We start from the raw sequence: 26,317 nt of genomic DNA, 5'->3' as shown, positions 1-26,317 counted from the left end.
TCGCTGGTTTCACGCTAGGCCGGGGAGCGGGGTGTGGCTTCTCCGATCCTGACCGGTTGCCGGACGACCGCCCGTCGGAAGTGGGGACATCCGGCGAGGTCCTCGTGAGCACAGCTCAGCGCACACTCGACGAGGTCGAGAGAGGCCTGCGCCGCGGCGATACGGGCACGCAGGGCCTCGGCCTCCCGGCGCAGCACCGCCCGGCGCGTGTCGGCGTCGCCCACCGTCATGGTCCGGATGGCTTCGAGGGACAGTCCCGCCTCCTTGCCGCGCAGGATGACGGCCACCCGCACCTCGTCGGCGGCGCCGTACCGGCGGCGGCCTGCCGTGTCGCGGCCGGGGGCCAGCAGCCCCACCGACTCCCAGTGCCGCAGCACGTGCGGTGCCAGACCGAAGCGCTCCGCGAGAGCGCCGATGCCGACTGCTTCGCTCTGCTCGCTTGACCTCATGCCGACATTAAGTCGCAGCCTGAGGCCCATGACCAAGAGCCGTACACGCACCGAAACCGACGACCTGATCGCCGGACTCGACGCCGCGGACAGCCTGCCGGGCGCACGTGAACTCCGGGAACTCTCCTACGAGTTGCTAGGCGACGTCTCTTCGGTCGTGGACGTCGGATGCGGCGCGGGCCGGGCCGTCGCCGAGCTGACCGACCGCGGCGTCGAGGCCGTGGGTGTCGACCCCGACGAGCGGATGATCGCGATCGCCCGGACCCGGTGGCCCCATGCCGACTTCCGTCGCGCGGACGCGTACGCCCTGCCCCTGCCGGACCACTCGACACAGGGCTGCCGCGCCGACAAGGTCTTCCACGAACTCGCCGACCCCGCACGCGCGTTGGCGGAGGCCCGGCGCGTCCTCGTGCCCGGCGGACGCGTCGTGCTCGTCGGCCAGGACTGGGACACCCTCGTCATCGACTCGGACGACCCCAGCTTCACCCGCGCGATCGTGCAGGCCCGCGCCGACCTGGTCACCGCGCCCCGCGCCGCACGGGCCTACCGCAACCTGCTGCTCGATGCGGGCTTCGAGGACGTGGAGGTCGAGATCCGTACGGCGGTGCTCACGGGGCCGGAGACACTGCCGCTGCTCGTGGGTCTGGCCGAGGCGTCGGCAGACCGAGGGCGCGCCGACGACTGGATCGCCGGGCAGCGCGCGCGGGCGGAGCGGGACCGGCTGTTCCTGGCGCTGCCGATGTTCGTGGCGTCGGCCACGAGCCCGTACCGCACCGTGCCTACGTCGACTCCCGCTTGACCAGCTCCGTCGGCAGGATCACCGCCGCCGGATCCTCGCCCCCGATCTGGGCCAGCAGCACCCGCACCATCTCCGCGCTGATGCGGTCCCAGGGCTGCCGGATGGTGGTGAGTTCGGGGCGGGCGGCGAGCGCGGCGGGGGAGTCGTCGAACCCGCCGACCGCGACGTCCTCGGGGATCCGTCGCCCGGCCCGCTCCAGAGCCGTCAGCACGCCCTGCGCCATCAGGTCGGAGGCGACGAACACGGCATCCATGTCGGGTGCCTGCGCGAGCAGCCGGTCGGCGCCCGCCTCGCCGCTCGCCCGGCTGTAGTCGCCGGAGACGACGAGCCGCTCGTCGACCTCGACGCCCGCCTCCGCGAGCACCTCCTTGTAGCCGGCGAGACGCTCGACACCGCCCGGGGTGTCCAGCGGGCCGGTGACCACGCCGATGCGGCGCCGGCCCAGGGACAGCAGATGGCGCACCATGTCCCGGGCGCCGTCCCGGTCGTCCGCCGCCACGTAGCTCACCCGGGAACCCAGCCCGATCGGCTTGCCGCACGCGACCAGCGGCACGCCCGCCTCGCGCAGCTCCTCGGCGATCGGGTCGCCGGAGTGGCTGGAGACCAGCAGCACCCCGTCGACGTGGCCGGCCGTGATGTACCGCGTGATGCGCCGCCGTTCGTCCTCGGTGCCGGCCAGCATCAGCAGGAGCGGGATGTCGTGCGTGGCCAGCGCCTGGGTGCAGCCGCGCAACAGGACGTTGAAGTTGGGGTCCTCGAAGAACCTCTCCTGCGGCTCCGTCAGCAGGAAGCCGACCGAGTCGGAACGCCCGGTGATCAGCGAACGGGCGTGCCGGTTGACGACGTATCCGGTCTTGCGGATGGCGGCGTTGACCGCCTCGGCGGCGGCGGGGCTGACGTAGTGCCCGCCGTTGAGCACACGTGAGACGGTGCCGCGAGAGACGCCCGCCTCGCGGGCGACGTCGTGGATCGTCGGTGGTCGGCGCCGGCCCCCCGCATTGTTCATGGTCACGACTTTACGGCCCCGGAGGGCGGATGGTGGCCGCCTGGAACGCGGGATGACACCGGCCGGGCCCGCCATGCTGTGATCGTGCACAGCAAACCCTGCATCGCGGCACTTGGCAAGCCTCACCTTCATGCGGTTATCTTGGGCCGCGCGCTGTCTAAGCTGTGTGTGCACGTTCCCAACAACTGGAATCGGGAGAGACCCATGCCGGAGACCACCCCCAGGGGCCTCACCAGGCTTGCCTTCGGCGGGGACTACAACCCGGAGCAGTGGCCGGAGAGCGTCTGGGACGAGGACGTACGGCTGATGCGCGAGGCCGGCGTCACCATGGTGAGCGTAGGGATCTTCTCCTGGGCGCTCCTGGAGCCGGAACCGGGCATCCATGACTTCGGTTGGCTGGACCGCCTCCTGGATCTGCTCCAGGAGAACGGCATCCGCGTCGACCTCGGCACGCCCACGGTGGTCCCGCCCGTCTGGTTCTACCGCGCCCACCCCGAGGCACTGCCCGTGACGGCCGACGGCATCCGCCACGAGTTCGGCTCGCGCGGCGCCATCTGTCACAGCAACGCCGACTACCGGTTCGCCGCCGCCGACATCACCACCCAGCTCGCCGAGCGCTACGCCGGGCACCCGGCCCTCGCGATGTGGCACGTGCACAACGAGTACGGCGTCCCCGTCTCCGCCTGCTACTGCGACTCCTGCGCCGCACACTTCCGCCGCTGGCTGCAGACGACGTACGGCACGGTCGAGGCGGTCAACGAGGCCTGGGGCACCGCCTTCTGGGGCCAGCGCTACACCGGCTTCGAGCAGATCAACCCGCCGCGCACCGCGCCCACGGTCGGCAACCCGGGCCAGGCGCTGGACTACAAGCGGTTCGCCGACGCCACCATGCGCGAGAACTTCGTGGCGGAACGGGACATCCTGCACCACCTCTCGCCGGGCATCCCGGTCACGACCAACTTCATGACCGCCCTCAGCCAGTGCGACTCCGTCGACTACTGGGCCTGGGGCCGCGAGGTCGACATCGTCACCAACGACCACTACCTCATCACCGACGGCCGCCGCACCCACGTCAACCTCGCGATGGCCGCCGACCTCACCCGCTCCGTCGCCGGCGGCGCCCCTTGGCTGCTCCTCGAGCACTCCACCTCGGGCGTCAACTGGCAGGCCCGCAACCCTGCCAAGGCCCCCGGTCAGATGGCCCGCAACTCCCTCGCACACGTCGCCCGCGGCTCCGAGGGTGCGATGTTCTTCCAGTGGCGGCAGTCCCGGCGCGGCGCCGAGAAGTTCCACTCGGCGATGGTCCCGCACGGCGGCACGGACACGCGTGTGTGGCGCGAGGTCGTCGAACTGGGCGCCTCCCTCGACGCGTTGAGCCCGATCCGCGGCACCCGCACCCGGGCTGACGTCGCCGTCCTGTGGGACTGGCACTCCTGGTGGGCCCAGAACCTCCAGTGGCGCCCCAGCGAGGACCATGACGCCCGCGAGCGCGCCGACGCCTTCTACGAGGCCCTCTACGACCGCCACCTCACGGTCGACTTCGCCCACCCGGAAGCCGACTTGTCGGCCTATCCCCTTGTCGTCGTCCCCGCGCTGTACCTGATGACGGAGGCGGCCGGGAACAACCTCAGGGAGTACGTCGAGAACGGCGGCACGCTCGTCGTGTCGTACTTCTCCGGCATCGTCGACGAGCACGACGCCGTGCACGAGGGCGCCCACCCGGGCGCGCTGCGTGACGTGCTAGGCCTGACCGTCGAGGAGTTCTCGCCGCTGCTGAGCGACCAGCTGGTGCGGATCACCGGCCCCGACGGCTCGGAACTCACCGGCGACGTGTGGACCGAGTTCGTGGTGCCGCGCGGCGCCGAGACCGTGTGGACCTACGCCGACGGCCTGACCGCCGGCCACCCGGCCGTCACCCGGCACCGCCTCGGCGAGGGCACCGCCTGGTACGTCTCCACGCGCCTGGCCGCACAGGGCCTCGACGCGCTGCTGGGCTGGGCCGTCGAGGACGCGCGGATCGCCCCGCGCGCCGACCTGCCCCGCGATGTCGAGGTGGTGCGGCGCGCCGGCGAGTCGGGCACGTTCGTGTTCGTCGTCAACCACACGGCGTCGGAGGCCAAGGTGACCCTGGAGGCCGAGGGCACCGAGCTGCTGACCGGCGAGCGCGCCGCGGGCCGCCTCGCGGTCCCCGCGGGAGCCGTCCGGGTCGTACGACTCGACGGCTGAGCCGACACCCCTCCGCTCCCCTCCGCCCGTGCGAGCGCACCAGCCGCGGGCGGAGGGGCTTCTCCCGTCTCCCGGCGGACGTACTCCTGCCCTCCCGACTGATGTACAGGCTGAGCAGCTCTTCGTCGCAGAGGAGTTCGATACCGGACAAGCTTGGTGACTCCCGGACAAGGTGGCGTCGACTGCGGGACAGTGGGCACACGCGATACGAGGTCGCTCAGAAGGAGGGGACGGAGGGGAACGAGATGCTGAGGACTCCCACCGGCGAGAGGCGCCTGGACATCCTGGAGTGGCTGAAGGACCCGGCCGTGCACTTCCCGCGGCAGCGCCACGCCGACCTCGTCGAGGACGGGGTCACCGCCGAGGCCGTCGCCGACAAGCTCGGCGTGTCCCGCTCGGTCGCGGACACCCACCTCAACCTGCTCGCTGACATCGGTCTGCTGCGCACCAAGAAGATCCGGTGGCGCACCTACTACCGGCGCGACGAGATGCGGATCGCCGAGGTGGCGCGCATGTTCGAGAAGGGCTGGTAGGGACAGGGCAGGCCTGGCGCACGACCCACGGGAAGAGCAGGCAGACATGAGCCGTCCCACCGCACTCGTCCCACGCCACTGCATCGCGATCGGGGGCCGTGGACCCGAGGACGTCGTGGCCGACGCCCGGGGCCGCGTCCTGACCGGCGTGGAGGACGGCCGCATCCTGCGCCTCGACGGCCTGACCGACCCCGAATCCGCGCGGGTCGAGACGCTCGCGGAGACCGGCGGCCGCCCACTCGGCCTCGAACTCCTCCCGGACGGCGCCCTGTTGGTGTGCGACGCCGAACGCGGACTGCTGCGCGTCGACCTCACCGACGGCACCGTGCGCATCCTCGCCGACTCGGTGGCGGGGGAGAAGCTGCGCTTCTGCAGCAATGTGGTCGCCCTCTCCGACGGCAGCGTGTACTTCACCGTCTCCAGCCGCCGCTACCCCCTGGAGCAGTGGATCGGCGACCTGGTCGAACACATTGGAACAGGCCGGCTCCTGCGCCTGGCCCCCGGCAGCGACACCCCCGAAGTCCTGCTGGAGGGCCTCCAGTTCGCCAACGGTCTGGCCCCGAGCCGTGACGAGTCCTTCCTGGTCGTCGCCGAGACCGGCGCCTGCCGGCTCACCCGCTACCGGCTCACCGGGCCGAAGGCCGGCCGCGCCGAGCCGTTCGCCGAGCACCTGCCGGGCATGCCCGACAACATCTGGCGCGGCGGACCCGACGGCCCGATCTGGGTGTCGCTCGCCGGACCCCGCGTCCCCGCGCTCGACCTGCTGCACCGCAGCGCCCCGTTCGTCCGCCGCGCCGCCGCCCGCGTGACCGTGCGCGCTCCCTTCCGCCCCATGGGCGCCATCGGAGTCCTCGCGTTCGACGACGACGGTGAGACCGTCCACCACCTCGCCCGCCGCCGCTCCGGCTTCCGCTTCGTCACCAGCGTCTGCGAGGCCTCCGGGCACCTGGTCCTCGGCAGCCTGTGGGAGCAGGGCATCGCGCTGTGCGAGCCGCCCGCCACGAAGTGACCCGGGCGTACGCCCGGAGTTACGCTGTTCACCGGTCGCGATCACCCTCGCGGCGCGGCGGTGGGGCCCGCCGTACCCAACCGCGGCAGGTGCCGCCAACGGTCCCTACTTGCGATGGAGCGCGCCCGCATACCCGGGCCCCGGCGAGTAGGAGAGGCACGACCCATGACAGCCCCGGAAGCCGAGAGCCTCCGCGCCCCCGGCCGCACCCCACGCCCCTCCGTCCGGCGAGGCCAGGCGCCGGTGGTCGCGGTGGTCGCTCTCGGTGGCGCCCTCGGCGCGAGCGCCCGGTACGCCGCCTCCCTGTGGTGGCCCGTGCAGCCGGGCGGATTCCCCTGGGCGACCTTCTGGACCAATGTCGTCGGCTGCGCCGTGATCGGCGTCTTCATGGTGGTCATCACCGATGTGTGGGCCGCCCACCGGCTCGTCCGGCCCTTTTTCGGCACCGGCGTGCTCGGCGGCTTCACCACCTTCTCGACCTATGCCGTCGACATCCAGAAGCTGGTCGACTCCGGCCACCCGGGCACCGGGCTGGCCTACCTCGCCGCGACCCTGCTCGCGGCCCTCACAGCGGTGTGGCTCGCGGTCACGGCGGCCCGCCGCGTCCTGAAGTGGAGGCAGCCATGACGAGGCTGACCGGCACCGCCCTGCGCGTGACCGTCTTCGTCGGCGAGAACGACACCTGGCACCACAAGCCCCTCTACACCGAGATCGTGCACCGGGCCCTCACCGCGGGCCTGGCGGGCGCCAGCGTCTTCCGTGGCATCGAGGGCTTCGGTGCCTCCTCCCTGATCCACACCTCGCGACTGCTCTCCCTGAGTGAGGACCTGCCGGTCGCGGTCGTGATCGTCGACACCGAGGAACGCGTACGGACGTTCCTGCCGCAGCTCGACGAGCTCGTCACCGAGGGCCTCGTGATCCTCGACGACTGCGAGGTCATCCGGTACGTGGGTCGCGACGCGAGCCCGGACAAAGCGGGCGTGAAGGGTAAGAAGTCGTTGTGAACTGGCTGCTCGTCGTGACGGGTGCCATGGTCGGCGCCCCGCTCCGCTACCTCACCGACCGGGCGGTGCAGTCCCGCCACGACTCGGTCTTCCCCTGGGGAACCTTCGCGGTGAACGTCGCCGGCTGCCTGATCCTCGGCCTGCTCACCGGCGCCGTGGCCGCGGGAGCCGCCGGATCCCGCCTCCAACTGCTCATCGGGACCGGCCTGTGCGGGGCGCTGACGACGTACTCGACCTTCTCCTACGAGACCCTCCGACTGACCGAGACCGGGGCCCGCTTGTACGCGGCGGTCAACGTGGTCGCGAGCGTGGTGGCCGGTCTGGGGGCGGCGTTCGCGGGCGTGGCGCTGGCGCAGGCGGTGTGGGCGTAAGACCTCGGGACATGTGCGCGTGTAGTAAGACTGTCCCCGCCGCACCCGCCTTCCCCTGAGAACTCCCTGCAGAAGAACTGGATCCCATGAGTGTCATCAGCGTCGGTCAGGCCGTCGTCCTCGGAGCCGTCGAGGGGGTGACCGAGTTCCTGCCCGTCTCCTCCACCGGCCATCTGAAGATCGTCGAGGGGCTGATGGGCATCCCCGTCGACGACGACGCCGTCGTGGGGTTCTCGGCCGTGATCCAGGTCGGCGCGATCGCCGCCGTGCTCGTGTACTTCTTCAAGGACATCGTGCGGATCGTCTCGGCGTGGGGCCGTGGTCTGCGGGACAAGGAGGAGCGCTACCACCACGACTACAAGTTCGCGTGGTGGGTGATCTGCGCGACGATCCCGATCGTCGCGGTGGGCCTGGCCGCAAAGCCCCTCATCCAGGGCCCGCTCGCCTCGCTGTGGGTGGTCGCGGGTTCGCTGATCGTCGGCAGCGGTGTGATGTGGGCGGCGGACCAGATGGGCCGGCACAAGCGCGGTGAGGACGACACCACGTTCAAGGACGCGATGCTGGTCGGCAGTTCGCAGATCCTCGCCCTGCTCTTCCCCGGCTTCTCGCGCTCCGGCGCCACCATGTCCACGGCCCTGATCCTCGACCTCGACCGCGTGGCCGCCACCCGCCTCTCCTTCTTCCTGGGCATCCCCGCCCTGACCGGCGCCGGCATCTACGAACTCAAGGACGCGCTGGGCACCGGCGCGGGCGCTGCCCCGCTCGCCGTCGGCACGGTCGTCTCCTTCGTCGTCGCCTACGCCTCCATCGCCTGGCTGCTGAAGTTCGTCGCCAAGCACTCCTTCAACGCCTTCGTGGTCTACCGGATCGTCGTGGGCCTGCTGCTCTTCGGCCTGTTGGCCACGGGAACGCTCAACAGCTGAGGCCGGGGGTCGAGGCGAGAGGCGAGTCCACCTGTACGCCGAACGCCCCGGTCGTCCAGACGACGAACTCCGCCGCCGCCGCGCGGATGGCCTCGACGGCCGCCGGGATCAGGGGGTTGGGGTCGGTCGCCCGATGGACGGCGAGGACCGTCCGGCGCGGGCCGCGCGAACGCAGGCGGCGCATCGTGATCGTGCGGTCGATGCCCAGCGAGAGGGCGGGGACCAGGGCGACACCGAGGTTCTCCCGTACGATGCCGCGGATCACGTCGAAGTCGTCGCTGGTGAAGCGCACTTCGGGCTGGAAGCCGGCCTGGGCGCACAGCCGCAGGAGGTTGTGGTGGCCCGCGGTGTCCTCGCGGTTGGCCACCCAGATCGCCCCGGACAGCTCCCGCAGATCCGTGTGGACCGGGTCCTCGGTGAGCTGTTTCTGCCCGCACAGGACGACCAGCTCCTCCTGGAGGACCCGGCACAGCCGGAGTTCGTCCGGCCACGCCTGGGGGACGAGGTCGTACTCGTAGACCAGCCCGAGGTCCGCCCGTCCCTCGCACACGGCCCGGGCCACTGCGGCGGGGTCGCCCCCGTCGTCCTGGAAGGACAGTTCGGCCTGCGGGAAGCGGGCGACCAGCCTCCCCAGCGCCTTGGGGAGCAGTTGCGCGCTGACGGTGGCGAACGCCGCCACCCTGAGGCGGCCCTGCTTGCCCTCGGCGAAGGCCCGTAGTTCCTCCTCGGCCTCCTCCAGCCTGGAGAGTACGACCGCCGCGTGGCGGCCCATCTGCACGGCCGCCGGTGTCGGCCAGAGGTTGCGCGGGCCGCGTTCGAAGAGCTGCACCCCGAGCGCGCGTTCCAGGGCGGCGATCTGCTGGGAGACCGCCGACGTGGTGTAGCCGAGCTCCTTGGCGGCCCCGCTCAGTGAGCCCGTGCGGAGGACGGCCTGGAGGGTCTGGAGGTGCACCAGGTTCAACACGTCAGGATGTCCCGCCCCGAAGCCATCCGATGAGGGTGAGCGCATCCCAGACGGGGCGGCCGGTGGCGGCCTTCACGGCGCCCGAGTAGGGCGGAAGGTTGGTGCACTCGAGGACGAACGCGCCGATGTCGGGGTGCGTGGCGACCGCGGCTCGTGCCACGGCCACCACCTCGGCCTCCGCGCGCCCGACGTCGAGGGACGCGCCGTCGCCGGTGACGACGGGGAAGAAGTGCTCGGTGTGCTCCAGGCCCGTCAGACGGACCCGGGGACGCATCGAGGGTCCGATCCCCACGGCCTCCAGATGGGCGTCGGTGAGCGTGCTCGCGTTGGCGGTGAGCACGCACACCGACTGGTCCCGGCGCAGGGTCCGCAGGACGAGAGGGACCTGCAGGAGGCTGGAGGTGGCGACCGGCACGTCCAGCTCGTCAGCGAGTTCGCGCTGGTAGACCGCGAGGAAGCCGCAGCAGGTGGTCACCGCGGCCGCGCCGTCCTTCTGCAGTGCGGTGGCGGCTTCCGTGACGGTGGGCAGCAGACCGGCCGCCGAGTGCTCCACCACCTGCCGGGTGTCCGCGCCCGCGGCGACCGCCATGGCCACGGGGAAGTCGAAGCTGGCCGGATTGCCGACGTCCCCCACGGGGCGGGGGATCCGGTTGTCCAGCATGACGATCCCGATCTCCGCCATCCGCTACCCCTTACTCCATGGTGAGTTGCGTGCGATGCGTCTCCGTCAGCGCCGCGATGCAGATCAGTGACACGACCGCCGCTCCGATCACGTACCAGGAGACGGCGAGACTCGAACCGGTCGCCGAGACCAGCGCCGCGGCGACCAGCGGCGCCGGGGCGCCCGCGACGACACTCGACATCTGGTACGACACCGAGGCACCCGTGTACCGGTACCGGGTCGGGTACTGCTCCGCGTAGAGGACGCTGTTCAGCGCCCCGGTCGGACCGTACCCGAAGACCAGCGCGAGGATGATCGCCAGTGGGATCAGATACCGGTTGCCGGTGTCGAGCATCCAGAAGAACGGGATCGCGAACACGGCGATGAACAGGGTGCCGCCGAAGTACACGGGACGGCGGCCGATCCGGTCCGACAGGGCGGCGTACAGCGGCATCGCGACCAGCAGGAGCGCGGCGCCGACGAGCACGCCGGTCAGGGCCCAGGACTTCGGCTTCCCGAGGTCGCTCTCGACGTACGACAGCGAGTACACGGTGAAGAGGTAGTAGCCGATCGTGGCGGCCGCCTGGACGAAGATCAGCAGGACCGTCGGCTTCTTCGCGTGCCGCAGCACCTCCGCGATGGGCAGCTTCGGACGCTGCTGGGCGTCCTTGAGCGCCTGGAACTCGGGCGGCTCCGGCAGTCGCGTGCGCAGGTACAGGCCGAACGTGACGAGGACGGCGCTGAAGAGGAACGGGATCCGCCAGCCCCAGCTGAGGAACTGGTCCTCCGGCAGGAGGGAGAACAGCGTCACCAGGCCGGCGGAGGCCAACTGCCCCGCTGGTACGCCGAGTTGGCACGCGGAGGCGTACAGCCCTCGGCGCTCGGCCGGGGCGCTCTCCACGATCAGCAGCGCCGCACCGCCCCACTCGCCGCCGAGCCCGATGCCCTGGAACATGCGCAGCAGGATCAGCAGCACCGGAGCCAGTACGCCGACCTGTCCGACCGTCGGCAGCAACCCGATCGCGAAGGTGCTGAGCCCCATGATCAGCAGGGTGGTCACCAGGGCCTGCTTACGGCTGAGCCGGTCGCCGAAGTGGCCGAACACGAGGCCGCCGAGGGGGCGGAAGAAGAAGGCGACGCCGAAGGTGGCCAGCGAGGTGAGCGTGCCCGCGGTGGTTCCCAGGTCGTCGAAGAAGACCTTCGGGAACACCAGGGCGGCCGCACTGCCGTACAGGAAGTAGTCGTACCACTCGATGGCGGTGCCGGCGAAGCTCGCGCGGGCTGCCCGCATGGCGGTGCCGTGGTCGATGACGGGTGGGGTGGGGGCCGGTGGTGTGGGCCGTATGGCCTGAGCCTCCATGAGCGGATCCTTCCGGGAACCTGCGCGAGCGGGGAGGGGCGAGTGGGGGATGGGTCAGTGGACCGGGCGGGTGGTGGTCCGGCCGGCCAGGGCGGCCGGCCAGGGCGCGACCGGGGGCGAGGCGTCCTTCTGTTCGGGAACGGGGACGTGGATCACCGCGGGGCCGTCGTGGTCCATGGATCCCTCGACCAGCAGTTCCAGCTGGTCGAGCGTGGTGGCCCGCGCGCCGGGGATGCCCATGCCGGTGGCCAGGAGCACGGCGTCGACGGGGCCGGGGTCGACCCCGAAGCAGCGCTGCTCCAGGTAGAGGTGCTGAAGCGTCTTGATCCAGCCCGTGGAGGTGTTGTCCAGCACCACGAAGGTGATGGGGAGGGCGAGGATGACGCCGGTGTCGCCGGGAACGCCGAAGACGGTGTCGACGCCGTGCGAGACGAGCGTGTCGACGAGGACTTCGGCACCTTTGGGACAGGAGGCGGTGGTCTCGGAGGTCACGGGAGGGCCCTTCCGCTCAGAAGACCGCGGTCTCGAGTTCGAGCGATTGGTCGGCGAACCGCGACAGGCGCAGCGCGGAGAGGTCCAGGGGAGGGGCGCCGGTCAGCCACCATTCGGCGAGCGTTTCGCCCACCGCCGGAGACTGCATGAAGCCGTGCCCGGAGAACCCGGCCGCGACCCACAGCCCGGGCACCTCGTCGACGGGGCCCACGATGGCGTGGTCGTCGGCGGTCATCTCGCGCAGGCCTGCCCAACCACGCGTGACCTCCAGCCCCTCCAGACGGGGGAAGCGGTGCGTCAGCGCGGCGGCGAGGGACTCGACCCGGGACCAGTCCACGGCGGCACGGTCGCTGCTGGGGGCATCCCGGTCGTTGCCGCCGATGATCGCCGTACCGGACGCCTCCGGGTGGACGTACGCGCCGCTGGCCATGTCGACGGCGAGCGGCAGCCCTCCGTGCAGTTCCGGCAGGGGCGCGGTGGCGAACGCCTGCCGGGGGTGCGGGTCGACGGGGATGTCCACCCCGCACAGCCGGCCCACGGCCCGCACCTGGGGCCCGGCGGCCAGCACCACCAACTCGGCGTCCAGGGTGCCCGCGCTGGTGCGGACAGCGCGCACCGCGCCCTCCGCGTCCGTCACCAGGCCCAGGAACTCGGTGTTGCGGCGCACCTCGACTCCGCGTCCGGCCGCGCCGCGCAGATAGCCGGCGACGGCGTCGGCGGGGGAGGCCGACCCGTCCTCGGCCGAGTACGTGGCGCCGAGGAGATCGTCGGTCCGCACGCCGGGGTGGACGTCGGCGGCCTGTTGCGGGTCGAGTACCTGTACGTCCACGTCGAGGGAACGCTGAAGCTCCGCGTTTCGCTCGAATACGTCGAGGGTGTCCGGGTCGGAGATGAGGAAAAGGTAGCCGTGCTGCCGGAAATCCATCGGCGCCCCGGTCCGCTCCTCGAAGTGCCGCCAGAACGGCAGTGAACGCCGGGCCAGTTCGATATTCACTCGGGTCGAGAACTGCTGCCGGATTCCTCCGGTCGCGTCCGCCGTCGTTCCCTCCCCGGGCAGGCCGCGCTCGATCACGGTGATGTCACGATAGCCGCGTTCGCCGAGGTGGAATGCGATCGAGGTGCCGATCACGCCGCCACCGACCACGACGACACGTCCACCGTTCAGGGTTTCCCGGCGCAATGAGGGCCTCCTGGAGGGAATGCGGGTACCGACGTGGTCTTTTGTAGGACGTGGTGTCCAACGGGAACAAGAGGGGGGAGATGCAGTGCTGCTTCACACCCCTTCAAGCAGATGTGGAACATCGGCCTGGGTGATTGAGACGTAATGTTCTGAAAACTCGGCGATTGTTTTCCGGGCTCGCGTATTTCCGTCGCGTTTCCTTGTGGATCCACCCGGGGCGGCATCCGTCCGCGCCTTGACAGTCCCTCCCGCTCACCCGGAGTATCACTCCCGTGAACCTGTCAGACAGCCGGACAGCCGGACAGCCTCCGCGGCGCATCAGCGCCATGGAAGCGGTGCTCGCCCACCTCCGCGACGCCATCGAGCGCGGTGAGTACGCCATCGGCGACAAGCTCCCCTCCGAGGCGGAGCTCTGCCGCGCCCTGGAGGTCAGCCGGCCTGTGCTGCGCGAGGCCCTCAGGGCCCTGCAGACCATGGGCCTGACCGTCTCCAAGACCGGCAAGGGCACCTTCGTCGTCGCCAACGCGGTGGAGGACCCCACCTTCGGCGACTACGCGGCCAGTGACCTGCTGGAGGTGCGCCGGCACGTCGAGATCCCGGTCGCCGGGTATGCGGCAGTGCGCCGTACCCCGGAGAACCTCGACCACCTGGCCCACATCCTCGACCGGATGGAACGGGAGACGGACACCACCGCGTGGGTCGCGATGGACACGCTCTTCCACCTCGCCGTCGCCGAAGCCGCCCAGAACCCGGTCTTCCGCCGGGTCATCGAGGAGATCCGCGACGCGCTGGCCCGCCAGTCCGCGTTCCTCAACGAGCTGGGCGGCCGTCGCGAGCAGTCCAACCGCGAGCACCGGGCCATCGTCGAGGCGCTGATCGACGGTTCCGAAACCGACGCGGTGGAGGCCATGTCCCACCACCTCGACCGCGTCGAGACCACCCTCACCGACATCGTGCGTCCCCCGCGCACGGACACCCCCACGGAAGGCGGACCCGAGGCGTGAGCGAGCAGTCCCTGCAGGAATCCGCAGAAAAACGGTCCGTACACGTCGACGCAGGCGACGCGGGCTACAGCAAGTCCCTCAAGTCCCGCCACGTCAACATGATCGCCATCGGCGGCGCGATAGGCACCGGCCTCTTCCTCGGCGCCGGCGGCCGCCTCGCCGACGCCGGCCCCTCCCTCTTCATCGCCTACGCGGTCTGCGGAATCTTCGCCTTCCTCGTGGTCCGCGCCCTCGGCGAACTCGTCCTGTACCGGCCCTCGTCCGGTGCGTTCGTGTCGTACGCCCGGGAGTTCCTCGGCGAGAAGGGCGCCTACGTCGCGGGCTGGATGTACTTCCTGAACTGGGCCACCACCGGCATCGCCGACATCACCGCGGTGGCCGTCTACACGCACTACTGGGGCATGTTCTCCGACATCCCGCAGTGGGTGATCGCGCTCATCGCGCTCGCCGTCGTCCTCACCGTGAACCTCATCTCGGTGAAGATGTTCGGCGAGCTGGAGTTCTGGTTCGCCATCATCAAGGTGGGCGCGCTCGTGGCGTTCATGTTGATCGGCATCTTCCTGCTGGTCACCCAGCACGAGGTCGGCGACACCACCCCAGGCCCGTCCCTGATCACCGACAACGGCGGCGTCTTCCCCAACGGCCTGCTGCCCATGCTGCTGATCATCCAGGGCGTCGTCTTCGCCTACGCCTCCGTCGAACTGGTCGGCGTCGCCGCGGGCGAGACCGAGAACCCCGAGAAGATCATGCCGAAGGCGATCAACTCGATCATGTGGCGCGTCGGCCTGTTCTACGTCGGCTCGGTGGTCCTGCTGTCGATGCTGCTGCCCTGGAACAAGTACACGTCCGGCCAGAGCCCCTTCGTGACCGTGCTGTCCAACATCGGCATCCCGGCAGCCGGCGGCGTGATGAACCTCGTCGTCCTCACCGCGGCCATGTCCTCGCTCAACTCCGGCCTGTACTCCACCGGCCGCATCCTGCGCTCCATGGCGATGTCCGGCTCGGCGCCGAAGTTCACCTCGGTCATGAGCCGAAGCCAGGTTCCGTACGGCGGCATCCTGCTCACCAGCGGCATCTGCGTCCTCGGCGTCGGCCTCAACTTCGTGGTGCCCGCCGACGCGTTCGAGATCGTGCTCAACTTCGCCGCGATCGGCATCCTGTCCACCTGGGGCATGATCATGGTCTGTCATCTGCTCTTCTGGCAGAAGACCGAGAAGGGCGAACTCGACCGCCCCAGCTACCGGTTGCCGGGATCCCCCTGGACCGAACTCGTGACGCTGGTCTTCCTCGCCACCGTCCTGGTCCTCATGTACGCCGACGGCGGCGCCGGCCGCACCACCGTGCTGTGTCTGCCGCTGATCGTCGGAGCCCTGGTCGCCGGATGGTTCGCCGTCCGCGGCCGGGTCGCACGCAAGTCCATCCAGAACGAATCCACCGGAGCCGATGCGTGACCCACGCACCGCTCCCTGACAAGAGGCAGTGATGTACAGCAGTCTCGTCGCGGACCCACCCCTTATCCGCGAGCCCCTCCACGCCCCCGTCGCCCACCTGATACGCGGCGGGGTCGTCGAGGGCATCCACTACGGCTCCGTCGTCGTCCTCGACACCGACGGACACGTCCAGCTCCAGATCGGCGACATAGAGGCCGCCTTCTACCCGCGCTCGGCGCTCAAGCCCGTCCAGGCGGTCGCCCTGGTGCGGGCAGGGCTCCCGCTCGACGGCGAGCTCCTGTCGCTCACCGCGGCGAGCCACTCCGGCGAGGAACGCCACCTCGCCGGCACCCGGCGCATCCTCGAGCTCGCCGGGCTCACCGAGGACCATCTGCGCAACGTCACGGACATGCCGTTCGACCCGGTCGTCCGGGACAACTGGATCCGCGAGGGCCGCCCGGCCTCCCGGCTCGCCCAGAACTGCTCGGGCAAGCACGCGGCCATGCTCTACACCTGCCGACTCAACGGCTGGTCCCTGGACGACTACCTCGACCCCGGCCACCCTCTCCAGCAGGCGATCGCGGAGATCGTCGAGGACCTCACCGGGCAGCGCATCGCCCAGGTGACCGTCGACGGCTGCGGCGCACCCCTGTTCTCCGTGTCCCTGCACGGTCTGGCGCGGGCCGGGGCCCGGATCACCACGGCCCCGACGGGCACCCCCGAGGCGCGAGTCGCCGACGCCATGCGCGACCACGCCGAGATGGCGTCCGGCTCCGGCCGGGACGTGGCCGCGCTGATGCGAGCCGTGCCGGGGCTGCTCGCCAAGGACGGCTTCGAGGGCGTTCAGGTCGCCGCTCTCCCGGACGGCCGGGCCGTCGCCGTGAAGATCGCCGACGGGGCGAACCGGGCGCGGGTGCCGGTGGCTGCGGCTGCCCTTGCCTGGGCCGGCGTCGATCCGTCGCTGCTCACCGAGTTCGCGGGGGAGCCACTGCTCGGTGGCGGGGAACCGGTTGGGTGCGTGCGCCCTGTACGGGCCCTGGACCCGGTCGCTCTGTCGGCCTGCGTCTGACGGCATGCCGGTCGACGACGTAGGGGCTGTTGTGTTCGGCCGGCTGCGGCGGCGTCGTGGCTGGTCGCGCCCACGCGGCGGAGCCGCATATTGATACAGCCCCGCGCCTCTAGGTATGCCGGACGCCGCCGGTGTCGTATCGCTCGCCCTCCTCCTGCTCCATCCGCTCGTTCACCCTCCCCCTCAGAAAGAGGACCCGCACCCTCATGACCGCCCTCACCCGCAGCGAACACGACCTGCTCGGCTACCGGGACGTTCCCGCCGACGCCTACTGGGGCGTCCACACCCTGCGCGCCACCGAGAACTTCCCCATCACCGGCACCACGATCTCCGCCTATCCGCACCTGATCGAGGCCCTCGCCGCCGTCAAGGAGGCCGCCGCCCTCGCGAATGAGGAGCTCGGGCTGCTGGAGCCCCGGAAGGCCGCCGCGATCGTGGAGGCCTGCCGCGAGATACGCGACGGCAAGCTGCACGACCAGTTCGTCGTCGACGTGATCCAGGGCGGCGCCGGTACCTCGACCAACATGAACGCCAACGAGGTCGTCGCGAACCGGGCGTTGGAGCTGCTGAGGTTCGAGAAGGGGCAGTACCAGCACCTGCACCCCAACGAGGACGTCAACCTCGGGCAGTCGACCAATGACGTCTACCCGACCGCGGTCAAGATCGCGACGGTCTTCGCGGTGCATGGACTGCTCAAGGCGATGTCCGTACTGCAGGACGCCTTCGCCCGCAAGGCCGTCGAGTTCCGCGACGTGCTCAAGATGGGCCGTACACAGTTGCAGGACGCGGTGCCCATGACGCTGGGGCAGGAGTTCTCCGCATACGCCGTCATGATTGACGAGGACCGCAGCCGTCTTGACGAGGCCGTCGAGTTGATCCATGAGATCAACCTGGGCGCCACGGCGATCGGCACGGGTCTCAACGCCCCCGCCGGATACGCCGAGTCGGCCCGCCGCCACCTCTCCGACATCACCGGGCTGCCGCTGGTCACCGCCGCCAACCTGGTCGAAGCGACCCAGGACTGCGGGGCGTTCGTCCAGATGTCCGGCGTGCTCAAGCGGATCGCGGTCAAGCTCTCCAAGAGCTGCAACGACCTGCGCCTGCTGTCCTCCGGGCCGCGCGCGGGCCTCGGCGAGATCAACCTGCCCCCGGTGCAGGCCGGTTCGAGCATCATGCCCGGCAAGGTCAACCCGGTGATCCCCGAGGTCGTCAACCAGGTCGCCTTCGAGGTGATCGGCAACGACGTCACCATCACCATGGCCGCCGAGGCCGGACAGCTCCAGCTCAACGCCTTCGAGCCGATCATCCTGCACTCCCTCTCGGAGTCCATCACCCATCTGCGGGCCGCCTGCCTGACCCTCGCGGAGCGCTGCGTGGACGGCATCACCGCCAACACCGAGGCGCTGCGGGCGAGCGTCGAGAACTCCATCGGCCTGGTCACCGCCCTCAACCCGCACATCGGCTACACGGCGGCCACGGACATCGCCAAGGAGGCTCTCACCACCGGACGCGGTGTGGCCGAACTCGTCCTGGAGAAGGGCCTGTTGCCCGCCGAGACCCTCGCCGACCTGCTGCGGCCGGAGGTCGTCGCGGGTTCGGGCTCGCCGTCGGCCTGAGCAGCGGATGCGCACCAGGACCGGCCCGGAGGCACAATAGTGATCATGACCTCGTCCCAGACCTTCGCGCCGGTCCTGGAGCGCATCGCCGCCGAGATGGAGCGGACGCCCGGCCGCGGCCGGTGCGCCGACTACATCCCGGCGCTCGCCGCCTGTGACCCGCGCAGTTTCGGCATGGCCGTCGCGGAGCTGGACGGCACGGTGTACGGCGTGGGGGACTGGCGTGAGCCGTTCTCCACGCAGTCCATCACCAAGGTCTTCACCCTCGCGCTCGACCTGGCCCGCGAGGGCGACGAACTCTGGGAGCACGTGGGCCGCGAGCCCTCCGGCAACCCCTTCAACTCCCTCATCCAGCTCGAGTACGAGAACGGCATCCCGCGCAACCCGTTCATCAACGCGGGCGCGCTGGTCGTCACCGACCGCCTCCAGACCCGTACGGGCGACGCCGCGGGGGAACTCCTGTCCTTCCTCCGCACCGAGAGCGGCAATCCTGCCCTCGACTTCGACAAGGACGTCGCCGCCTCGGAGTCCGCACACGGCGACCGCAACGCCGCCCTGGCCCACTTCATGGCGTCGTACGGCAACATCGACAACCCGGTGCCGATGCTCCTCGACCAGTACTTCCGCCATTGCTCCCTCATGGCGTCCTGCGCCGACCTCGCCCTCGCCACCACCTTCCTCGCCCGCCACGGCATCCGCGCCGACGGCACCCGCCTCCTCACCCAGAGCCAGGCCAAACAGGTCAACGCGGTGATGCTGACCTGCGGGACGTACGACGCGGCGGGAGAGTTCGCGTACCGGGTGGGCCTGCCCGGCAAGAGCGGGGTCGGGGGCGGCATCATCGCCGTGGTGCCGGGCCGTTGCACGCTGTGCGTGTGGAGTCCGGGGCTGGACGAGCGGGGGAATTCGGTGGCGGGGGTGGCGGCCCTCGAGCGCTTCACGACACTGACCGGGCTGTCAGTGTTCTGACGGAACTTGTCGAGGAGGGACGCGGCCAACCCACCCAGGGGCGCGGGGCTGTATCAATTTACGGCTCCGCCGCGTGGGCGCGACCAGCCCCCACGGACCCGCAGCCGGCGAACCACCCCCACCACCCAGTCACATGGCAGCCCCCACCTGGAAGGCACCGCGTCGCTTTCCGGCCACCCGAAATTGCCACGCTACCCAAGTGTTGGCCATGGCTTTCCCCATCGATATCCGCCGCTGCCAGATACTCGGCCTGGCCGGCACCGCCGTCCTCGCCGCAGGCGGCGAAACAGCCGGCGCCCTGCCCGTACGGGAGCTGTTCACCCCCGCCTCCGCACAAGCCGCACTAGGCCTGGTCGGCGTCTACTTCGGCGTCGTCCTGCTGATAGCGGCCTGGGCCCTGCTCGGGCGATTGGTGCACAGCCCCGAGCCCCCGAGCCCGCGCGCGCTGATGGCGGTCCTGGTGATCTGGGCGACCCCCTTGCTGCTCGCTCCGCCGCTGTTCAGCCGGGACGTGTACAGCTACCTCGCCCAGGGCGCCATGGTCGACGCGCACATGGACGTGTACGCACATGGCCCCGCCCAGCTCGGCGGCCCGCTTGCCGACGAGGTCGCCCCCGTGTGGCAGCACACCGGCGCCCCGTACGGCCCGGTGTTCCTCGCCGTCGCCTCCGCACTGGCCGGCCTCACTCGTGGCGAACTCCCCGCCGGCCTCTTCGGGATGCGGCTCGTCGCCCTGCTCGGCGTGGCGCTCATGGCGGCCGCTCTGCCCAGCCTCGCCCGCCACAGCGGCGCCGATCCGGCCGCCGCCCTCTGGCTCGGCGCCCTCAATCCGCTCGTGCTGCTCCACCTGGTCGCGGGCGCCCACAACGACGCCATCATGCTCGGTCTGCTCGGCCTCGGCCTGGTCGCGGCACTGGGCCGGTGGCCGATTCTGGGCGCCGTACTGGTCACCCTCGCCGCCCTGGTCAAGGCGCCCGCAGCGCTGGGCCTCGCCGCGATCGTCGTCCTGCGGATGCGGGGCGGCCACCCTCCGGTGAAGGCCGTCGTGACGACCGCCGCCGCAGCCGCCGCCACCACCGTCGCGGCAACGGCCGTCGCCGGCACGGGCTACGGCTGGATAGGCGCCCTGAACACCCCCGTGTCACCCCACAACTGGGCCCTCACCAGCCTCCTCGGCCGCGCCACCCGAGCCCTGCTGGAACGCCTCGGCAGCGACCTGGCGCCCCTGGCCATACCGGCCTGGCACGCAGTCGGGGTCCTCGCAGCCGTCGTCGCCGTCCTCTTCATATGGCTGCGCCTGCGCCCGCGACCGGTCTACGCGCTCGGCCTGAGCCTCGCCGCGGTGGCCGCCCTCGGCCCGGCGATCCGCCCCTGGTACGCCCTGTGGGGACTGTTCCTCATCGCCGCGGCGGCACCCAGCACCTCGGTACGGCACCGGGTGGCCGCCGTGACGGGAGTACTGGCGCTCTCCGTCCTGCCGAGCGGTGGCCCCGCGGACATCGGGCAACTGGTCCTGGCCGTCTCCGGCGGCGCGCTCGCCCTGGTCGTGCTGATACAGGCCCACCAGACGGCACAGGCCCCGGAGTTGGGACGTACGGCATGAGACTGCCCGACACCGACCGCGGGCGGCTGCTCCTGGTGCTCGCCCTGGCTGCCGCCGTCACCGTCTTCACGGCGACCGTGCCGTTGCTGCGCGACTGGTTCGACCTGCGTGTCTACTACGGTGCCGTCGACAGCTGGGTCCATCACGGCGGACGGCTCTACGACTACCGGGTGCCCGGGACGGCGTACGGCTTCACCTATCCGCCGTTCGCGGCCGTCGCCATGCTGCCGATGGCACTGCTCGGCCTGCACACCGCGATCGCCATGGCCCTGCTGCTCAACCTGGCGGCGCTGGTCGTGGTGCTGCGCATCCTCATCGGACCGGCCTGGCGCCGGTACGGCTGGTACGGCTGTGCTCTCGGGGCGTGTCTGCTGGCACTGTTCGAACCGCTTCGCGACACCTTCAGCTTCGGTCAGGTGAACGTCCTGCTGCTGGCCCTCGTGCTCGGCGATGCGTGGCTGCTCGCCGGCGGCCGTGGACGCCGGGCGGGGATCGGGATCGGTCTCGCCTCCGCGATCAAACTCACGCCGGCCCTCTTCATCGGCCTGCTGCTGGTCACCCGGCGATGGCGGGCGGCCGCGACCGCGACGGCGGTGGCCGGAGCGGCCACGGCACTCGCGGCCGTCGCGGCCCCGGACGCCTCGCGCTTCTACTGGACCGAGGCGATGTGGGACACGACCAGGGTGGGCCGCCTGGACTACGTCTCGAACCAGTCCCTGCAAGGAGTCCTGGCCCGGCTGGGCGCACCGGACCGCGCGGTGTGGGCGGTGGCGGTGCTTCTCGTCCTGTGCGTCTGGGCGGGGCGCGCCCGCCGGGCCGCCGCGGCGGGGGACTGGACCGCCGCGTTCGCGCTCACCGGGCTGACCGCCTGCCTGGTCAGCCCGATCACCTGGGTGCACCACCTGGTCTGGCTGCTGCCGTCCTTCACCGTCCTGGTCCGCGCCGGGCACCCGCGGATCGCGGGCGCCCTGTACGCCGTGCTGTGCACCAGCGTGGTGTGGCTGTGGTTCCACGACGCGTCCGGCGTCGACGGCTTCCTGGGCAGCAACATCTACACCTGGATCACCCTCGGCCTGCTGCTGTGGCTGCCGGTCGGTCAGCCCCGCGTCGGCCGGCCGATCCTGTACCGCAGGACCAGTGCGACGGCGCCCGCGCCCAGCCCGGCGGCTCCGGCGATCGCCCCGGTCTCGGACCAGCCGGACCCGTCGTCCCGCGTCACGGCTGCCGCAGCGGGCACGACTTCGGGCCCCGACCGAGGCCTCACACGCAGGGCGTCGAGCGACCCCACCGGATCCACCCGCCCGGCGGCGCCGAACCCCCAGTCGAGCAGCTCGCGCGCCTCCTCGTACACGGCGAAGCCGCCGCCCGACTGAGGGTTCATCACCGTGACGACGAGGGTGCGCCCGCCCCGGCGGGCGGCGGCGACAAGCGTGTTGCCGGCGTTGCTGGTGTAGCCGTTCTTGATCCCGATCAGCCCCGGGTACCGCTGCACGCCGTCCTCGCCGGTCAGCAGCCGGTTGGTGTTCTGGATCTCGTACGACCATCCGCCGCCGCCCGGGAACTTGGCATCGACGGTGCCGCAGTAGCGCGCGAAGTCGGCGTTGCGCAGCCCCGCCCGGCCGAACACGGCGAGGTCGTACGCCGACGACACCTGGCCCGGTGTGTCGTAGCCGTCGGGCGACAGCACGTGCGTGTCGTGGGCGCCCAGGGCCCGGGCCTTGGCCTGCATGCGCGTGGCCGCGTTGCGCCAGCCGCCGCTCAGCCGGGCCAGCACGTGCACGGCGTCGTTGCCGGAGTTGAGGAAGACCCCGCGCCACAGATCGGCGACCCGGTACGTACGCCCCTCGGCGACCCCGACCAGGCTGCTGCCCGGACCGATGTCCGCCAGTTCGGCCTCTTTCACCTTGTGCCGGATGCCGCCCGGGAGTGCCGGCAGCACCGTCAGGGCGAACAGGGTCTTCAAGGTGCTCGCGGGCGGCAGCTTGCGGTGGGCGTTGTGCGCGGCGAGCACCTCGCCGGTGCGTGCGTCGGCGACGACCCACGACCGCGCGGAGACGTCGGGGACCTCGGGCGCTCCGGGGCGCGGCCGGACGTGCGTGCCGGACCGGTACAGCAGGGAGGGTTGTGCAGTCGCCGCCCGCGGTCCACCGGCCGCACCCGGATCGGTACCGGTCCCGGCCACCGCCGTGGCGGGCGCGAGCGCCAGCAGGCCGGCCACGCAGAGAGCGCAGGTTGACACGGCAGCCCGGGAAGTCAATCCGATTGTCATATCGCAAACGTAGGAACGGACTCGCCGTACACCGCGCTGCCCCGGCCGAACGAAGCCCGTGAACACCCGGACGGGGGATGCGCGAACGACCCGTCAGCCGGTGGGCAGCGTCGGCTGGATGCGGCGCAGGAACGTCGCGTTGTCCGGGGTCGCGCGCATGCGCTCCAGAAGGGTCTCCAGGTTGGTCTGGCCGTCGCGGGTGTGCAGGGCCCGGCGCAGGCCGCGTACGGCGGTCAACTCGGCCGGGGAGAGCAGGAGTTCCTCGCGGCGGGTGCCGGAAGGGTTGATGTCGACGGCAGGGAAGACGCGGCGGGACGCCGGGTCGCGGCTCAGCCGCAGCTCCATGTTGCCGGTGCCCTTGAGCTCCTCGAAGAAGAAGTCGTCGGCACGGGAGCCCGTCTCCACCAGTGCGGTGGCGAGGATCGTGAGCGAGCCGCCCTCCTCGGCCAGGCGGGCGGCGCCGAAGAACCGCTTGGGCCCGAGCAGCGCGCCCGCGTCCACACCGCCGCTGAGCGTCCGGCCGCTGGAGGAGGCCGCGTTGTTGTGGGCCCGGCACAGCCGGGTCAGGGAGTCGAGGAGGATCACGACGTCCTCGCCCGCCTCGACGAACCGTTTGGCCCGCTCGATCACGAGCTCGGCGAGCGCGATGTGCTGCTTCGGACCCTGGTCGAAGGTCGAGGCGTACACCTCGCCGCGCACGGAGCGCCGCATGTCGGTGACCTCCTCGGGCCGCTCGTCGAGCAGCACCACCATCAGGCGGCTGTCGGGGTGGTTGCCGGCGACGGCGGCCGCGATCTGCTGGAGGATGACGGTCTTTCCGGTCTTGGGCGGGGCCACGATGAGCCCGCGCTGGCCCTTGCCGACGGGTGCGAGCAGGTCGAGGACGCGCCCCGTCAGCCCGGCCGCCGGGTGTTCGAGGCGGAGCCGCTCGTTGGGGTGCAGCGGCGTCAGGTCCTGGAAGTGGCGGCGGCCGCGCAGTTCTTCGGGCTTGCGCCCGTTGACCCGGGCGACCTCGGTCAGAGCGCGCTGGGTGCCGCGCACGCCGTCGACGCGGTCGCCCTTGCGCAGGCCGTACTTGCGGATCAGTGCGGGGGCGACCTGGAGGTCGGAGGACGAGGGCAGCAGGCTCTCGGCGCGCAGATGCCCCTTCCCGTTCGCGTCGATGTCGAGGACACCGGTGGCGACCCGGGCGGGGGTCTGCTGCTGTACAGGGGGGTGTTCGAGTGTGGTGGTCATGATGGTGTGTCCTTTCAAGGACGGAAGGCATGAGGCATGCGAAGGAAGGGGGAGAAGTCGCGCGGGGAAGGCGGACAGTGCGCCTTCGGGCGGCGGGGAAAACAACACCTCGGGTACGACGAAAGGCCCTGCTCACGAGGTGGTGCTGGGATGCTGGTGTGCCGGTCGCAGAGCGACGGACGGGTCAGCCAACTGAGGAGGAACTGGCACCGGCGCCCGAAACGGGGCGTACACGAGTGCTAGTCGCACAGTAGCACGGGGTGTCCGGCCACGTCTGTGAGATACGGCTCAGCGGCCGGCCAGGAGGCCGTACAGGAGTGGGATGCGCGGCTCGGGAAGCCGCCACCAGCCGGACGGCGTCCGCGTCATCTGCGGCCAGCGCGGCCAGGGAAGCTCGTCGCTCTCGCGAAGGCGCCGGACGGTGAGTCCTGCCCCCGTCAACGCGCTCACGACCTCTCCTATTCCGTGCATCCACTCGTAGCTTTCCGTGGCGCCCGCCACCGCCGGGCCGTCGGTGTAGGTGTGGGTCGCGTCCCGGTGCACGGGGCCGTCGCCGCCCAGGTAGTCGTGGCGCAGCAGAAGCTCCGGACCCTCGCCCGGAGTGGGCTTCGGGCCCAGCGAGTTGAGCAGCGGATGGAACTCGACCACGTACAACAGGCCGCCCGGACGCAGGAGTTGGGACACCACGCCGGCCCAGCGTTCGAGGTCGGGCAGGTAACACAGGGCGCCCTTGCCGGTGTAGACAACGTCGAACCGCCGCCCTCCCAGGGCCTCGACGGCGTCGTACACATTGGCCTGTACGTAGTCGACGTCCACGTCCGCCTTCGCCGCGATGTCGGTCGCGGCCGCCACCGACGCCTCGGAGAAGTCGAGGCCGACGGCGCGGGCCCCGCGCCGGGCGAGGGCGATCGTCTCGGTGCCGAGGTGGCACTGCAGATGGAGCACGTCGCGGCCGGCCAGGTCGCCGAGGTCCTCCCACTCGAAGGCGGCGAACCAGCGCTCGGGGTCGAGGTCCTGATCGAGGCCGTAGAACCGGCTGGCGAGGTGGACGGGTGTGCGGGCGTCCCAGTTCGCCTGGTTGGCCCGCATCAGCCGTGCGTGCTCGTCGGTGGTCATGACGCCATCCAACCGCGAACGGGACCGCGGCGGCGGGAAGAAGTCCGGATCGGCCGCGGTTGGCGTGGGGCGAGCGGCCTACGACGAGAAGGGCAAGCCCATGCGCGCACTGATCGTGAACCCCGAGGCACCCGGACGGCTGAGCCCGGGGGAGGCTCCGGACCCGGAACCGGGTCCCGGCCAGGTCCTCGTGGAGGTCCGGCACACCTCGCTGAACGCGGCTGAGCTGTACTTCGCGGAGCGCGCCGAGCCGGGCGAGGTGATCGGCTTCGACGCGGCCGGGATCATCGTGGCCGCCGCGGCGGACGGCAGCGGGCCCACGGTGGGAAGCCGGGTCGTCGGATTCGGGGAGGGCGGCGGGTTCGGCGCGCTGCGCGCCATGGATGTGGCCGACGTCGCGGTGGTCCCGGCCGGTGTCGACCTCGGGGAGGCCGCCGCCCTGCCGGTCGCGGCGGGCACCGCCCTGCGGGCCCTCGAACAGGCGGGGCCGCTCCTCGGCCGCCGGGTACTGGTGACCGGGGCGTCCGGCGGGGTCGGCGGGTTCGCGGTACAGCTCGCGGCGCTCGGTGGGGCGTACGTCATCGGGGTGGCCGGTTCGGAGGACGGGCGCCGGTGGGTCACGGAGCTCGGGGCGGACGAGGCGGTGGCCGGCGTCGATCGGGTCACGTCACCCGTCGACGTCGTGGTCGACACCGTGGGAGGCGACCAACTCGTCGCCGCGTACAGTCTGTTGGCGCCGGGCGGCAGTCTGCAGAGCGTCGGCTGGGCCGCGGCGCGGGAGGCCGTGCTGCCCGTCGGGTCCACGCTGGGCAGCAGGACGCCCAAGACCATCGTCTCGGTCTACAACGGTGGCGGGCTCACCGACCGGCAGGCCCAGCTGGACCGACTGCTCGCGCTGGCCGCCGCTGGGAAACTGCGGGTACCGGTCGGCTGGCGCGGGCCGTGGGGCAAGATCGCGGATGCGGTGGAGGCCCTCGGCAGCCGCAGGCTGCGCGGCAAGGCGGTGCTGGACGTCGAGTGACAGCGGG

The 26,317-nt window shown here is 71.2% G+C and carries 25 protein-coding genes and 1 pseudogene; 16 read left to right on the top strand and 10 right to left on the bottom strand.

The annotated features are described in order from the left end of the window. Positions 1 to 14: 14 nt before the first annotated feature. Entirely contained in the window at positions 15 to 449 is a 435-nt protein-coding gene (locus IG08_RS0121535) for a MerR family transcriptional regulator (protein ID WP_030604889.1), read from the bottom strand. 28 nt (positions 450 to 477) lie between these two features. Between IG08_RS0121535 and IG08_RS0121530 the strand changes: the two genes are divergently transcribed. Next, positions 478 to 1,248 (top strand): methyltransferase domain-containing protein, encoded by a 771-nt coding sequence (locus tag IG08_RS0121530; RefSeq protein WP_030604886.1) that lies wholly within the window; start codon positions 478 to 480, stop codon positions 1,246 to 1,248. Here IG08_RS0121530 and IG08_RS0121525 read toward each other — a convergent pair. Next, positions 1,229 to 2,260, bottom strand: coding sequence for a LacI family DNA-binding transcriptional regulator (locus IG08_RS0121525; RefSeq protein ID WP_030604883.1), 1,032 nt, complete (start codon positions 2,258 to 2,260; stop codon positions 1,229 to 1,231). The two genes, IG08_RS0121530 and IG08_RS0121525, sit on opposite strands and share 20 nt — an antisense overlap. A 198-nt stretch (positions 2,261 to 2,458) precedes the next feature. On the opposite strand from IG08_RS0121525, the gene IG08_RS0121520 reads away from it, so the two are divergent. The 7 genes from IG08_RS0121520 to IG08_RS0121490 all read left to right on the top strand — a co-directional run bounded on the left by IG08_RS0121520 (position 2,459) and on the right by IG08_RS0121490 (position 8,320). Further along, entirely contained in the window at positions 2,459 to 4,480 is a 2,022-nt protein-coding gene (locus IG08_RS0121520) for a beta-galactosidase (RefSeq protein WP_030604880.1), read from the top strand. Between the two features lie 245 nt (positions 4,481 to 4,725). Next, positions 4,726 to 5,013 (top strand): helix-turn-helix domain-containing protein, encoded by a 288-nt coding sequence (locus IG08_RS0121515; protein ID WP_030604877.1) that lies wholly within the window; start codon positions 4,726 to 4,728, stop codon positions 5,011 to 5,013. A 46-nt stretch (positions 5,014 to 5,059) separates the two neighbouring features. Beyond that, a complete protein-coding gene (locus tag IG08_RS0121510) occupies positions 5,060 to 6,022 on the top strand; it encodes an SMP-30/gluconolactonase/LRE family protein (protein WP_030604875.1) in 963 nt (320 codons plus the stop codon). A 165-nt stretch (positions 6,023 to 6,187) separates the two neighbouring features. Beyond that, a complete protein-coding gene (gene crcB / locus IG08_RS0121505) occupies positions 6,188 to 6,649 on the top strand; it encodes a fluoride efflux transporter CrcB (RefSeq protein ID WP_030604873.1) in 462 nt (153 codons plus the stop codon). Beyond that, entirely contained in the window at positions 6,646 to 7,026 is a 381-nt protein-coding gene (locus IG08_RS0121500; protein ID WP_030604869.1) for a DUF190 domain-containing protein, read from the top strand. The genes crcB (IG08_RS0121505) and IG08_RS0121500 overlap by 4 nt, the downstream gene beginning before the upstream one ends. Next, on the top strand, positions 7,023 to 7,397 hold the full coding sequence (gene crcB, locus IG08_RS0121495) for a fluoride efflux transporter CrcB (protein WP_030604866.1): 375 nt from the start codon (positions 7,023 to 7,025) through the stop codon (positions 7,395 to 7,397). Before IG08_RS0121500 ends, crcB (IG08_RS0121495) begins: the two co-directional genes overlap by 4 nt. An 86-nt stretch (positions 7,398 to 7,483) precedes the next feature. Next, entirely contained in the window at positions 7,484 to 8,320 is an 837-nt protein-coding gene (locus IG08_RS0121490) for an undecaprenyl-diphosphate phosphatase (RefSeq protein WP_030604863.1), read from the top strand. Here IG08_RS0121490 and IG08_RS0121485 read toward each other — a convergent pair. The 5 genes from IG08_RS0121485 to IG08_RS0121465 are packed head-to-tail and all read right to left on the bottom strand — an operon-like array spanning position 8,310 to position 12,977. Beyond that, complete coding sequence (locus IG08_RS0121485; protein WP_234342933.1) at positions 8,310 to 9,272, bottom strand: LysR family transcriptional regulator; 963 nt, start codon at positions 9,270 to 9,272, stop codon at positions 8,310 to 8,312. The genes IG08_RS0121490 and IG08_RS0121485 overlap by 11 nt on opposite strands. Before the next feature lie 13 nt (positions 9,273 to 9,285). Continuing rightward, the gene (locus IG08_RS0121480; RefSeq protein WP_052424815.1) at positions 9,286 to 9,966 is read right to left on the bottom strand and encodes an aspartate/glutamate racemase family protein; all 681 of its coding nucleotides are present in this window, start codon (positions 9,964 to 9,966) and stop codon (positions 9,286 to 9,288) included. A 10-nt stretch (positions 9,967 to 9,976) separates the two neighbouring features. Then, on the bottom strand, positions 9,977 to 11,305 hold the full coding sequence (locus IG08_RS0121475; protein WP_030604853.1) for an MFS transporter: 1,329 nt from the start codon (positions 11,303 to 11,305) through the stop codon (positions 9,977 to 9,979). A gap of 54 nt (positions 11,306 to 11,359) precedes the next feature. Next, positions 11,360 to 11,797 (bottom strand): thiamine pyrophosphate-dependent enzyme, encoded by a 438-nt coding sequence (locus IG08_RS0121470; protein ID WP_030604851.1) that lies wholly within the window; start codon positions 11,795 to 11,797, stop codon positions 11,360 to 11,362. Positions 11,798 to 11,813: 16 nt separating this feature from the next. Beyond that, positions 11,814 to 12,977: an NAD(P)/FAD-dependent oxidoreductase gene (locus IG08_RS0121465; protein WP_052424814.1), complete on the bottom strand. Its 1,164-nt coding sequence runs from the start codon at positions 12,975 to 12,977 to the stop codon at positions 11,814 to 11,816. Positions 12,978 to 13,303: 326 nt separating this feature from the next. Here IG08_RS0121465 and IG08_RS0121460 point away from each other — a divergent pair, with 326 nt between their 5' ends. The 7 genes from IG08_RS0121460 (at position 13,304) to IG08_RS62840 (ending at position 22,041) form a co-directional block, all read left to right on the top strand. After that, entirely contained in the window at positions 13,304 to 13,981 is a 678-nt protein-coding gene (locus tag IG08_RS0121460) for a FadR/GntR family transcriptional regulator (protein WP_030604845.1), read from the top strand. Beyond that, positions 13,978 to 15,432, top strand: a complete 1,455-nt coding sequence (locus tag IG08_RS0121455; protein ID WP_030604841.1) for an amino acid permease — start codon at positions 13,978 to 13,980, stop codon at positions 15,430 to 15,432. Before IG08_RS0121460 ends, IG08_RS0121455 begins: the two co-directional genes overlap by 4 nt. Positions 15,433 to 15,463: 31 nt before the next feature. Continuing rightward, the gene (locus IG08_RS0121450) at positions 15,464 to 16,480 is read left to right on the top strand and encodes an asparaginase (protein ID WP_030604831.1); all 1,017 of its coding nucleotides are present in this window, start codon (positions 15,464 to 15,466) and stop codon (positions 16,478 to 16,480) included. Positions 16,481 to 16,686: 206 nt separating this feature from the next. Continuing rightward, positions 16,687 to 18,096: an aspartate ammonia-lyase gene (gene aspA, locus IG08_RS0121440; protein ID WP_030604828.1), complete on the top strand. Its 1,410-nt coding sequence runs from the start codon at positions 16,687 to 16,689 to the stop codon at positions 18,094 to 18,096. A gap of 36 nt (positions 18,097 to 18,132) precedes the next feature. Then, entirely contained in the window at positions 18,133 to 19,065 is a 933-nt protein-coding gene (locus tag IG08_RS0121435; RefSeq protein ID WP_030604825.1) for a glutaminase, read from the top strand. A gap of 208 nt (positions 19,066 to 19,273) precedes the next feature. Next, positions 19,274 to 20,668, top strand: a complete 1,395-nt coding sequence (gene mptB / locus IG08_RS0121430; RefSeq protein WP_030604822.1) for a polyprenol phosphomannose-dependent alpha 1,6 mannosyltransferase MptB — start codon at positions 19,274 to 19,276, stop codon at positions 20,666 to 20,668. Then, a complete protein-coding gene (locus IG08_RS62840) occupies positions 20,665 to 22,041 on the top strand; it encodes a glycosyltransferase 87 family protein (protein WP_030604819.1) in 1,377 nt (458 codons plus the stop codon). Before mptB ends, IG08_RS62840 begins: the two co-directional genes overlap by 4 nt. A 59-nt stretch (positions 22,042 to 22,100) precedes the next feature. Here IG08_RS62840 and IG08_RS57285 read toward each other — a convergent pair. The 3 genes and pseudogenes from IG08_RS57285 to IG08_RS0121410 form a co-directional block, all read right to left on the bottom strand. Continuing rightward, positions 22,101 to 22,937, bottom strand: a pseudogene (locus IG08_RS57285) (D-alanyl-D-alanine carboxypeptidase family protein); the annotation flags it as partial. A 93-nt stretch (positions 22,938 to 23,030) separates the two neighbouring features. Next, positions 23,031 to 24,173, bottom strand: coding sequence for a transcription termination factor Rho (gene rho, locus IG08_RS0121415; protein ID WP_030604814.1), 1,143 nt, complete (start codon positions 24,171 to 24,173; stop codon positions 23,031 to 23,033). 288 nt (positions 24,174 to 24,461) lie between these two features. Beyond that, positions 24,462 to 25,289, bottom strand: coding sequence for a class I SAM-dependent methyltransferase (locus IG08_RS0121410; RefSeq protein ID WP_030604812.1), 828 nt, complete (start codon positions 25,287 to 25,289; stop codon positions 24,462 to 24,464). On the opposite strand from IG08_RS0121410, the gene IG08_RS0121405 reads away from it, so the two are divergent. Continuing rightward, complete coding sequence (locus IG08_RS0121405) at positions 25,288 to 26,310, top strand: zinc-binding dehydrogenase (protein WP_315904028.1); 1,023 nt, start codon at positions 25,288 to 25,290, stop codon at positions 26,308 to 26,310. The genes IG08_RS0121410 and IG08_RS0121405 overlap by 2 nt on opposite strands. Positions 26,311 to 26,317: the final 7 nt, after the last annotated feature.

Source organism: Streptomyces fulvoviolaceus, assembly GCF_000718165.1.
GTDB classification, from domain to species: Bacteria; Actinomycetota; Actinomycetes; order Streptomycetales; family Streptomycetaceae; genus Streptomyces; species Streptomyces fulvoviolaceus.
Note: the sequence above shows the minus strand (reverse complement) of the source record. Positions and strands in the feature narration are given on the sequence as shown.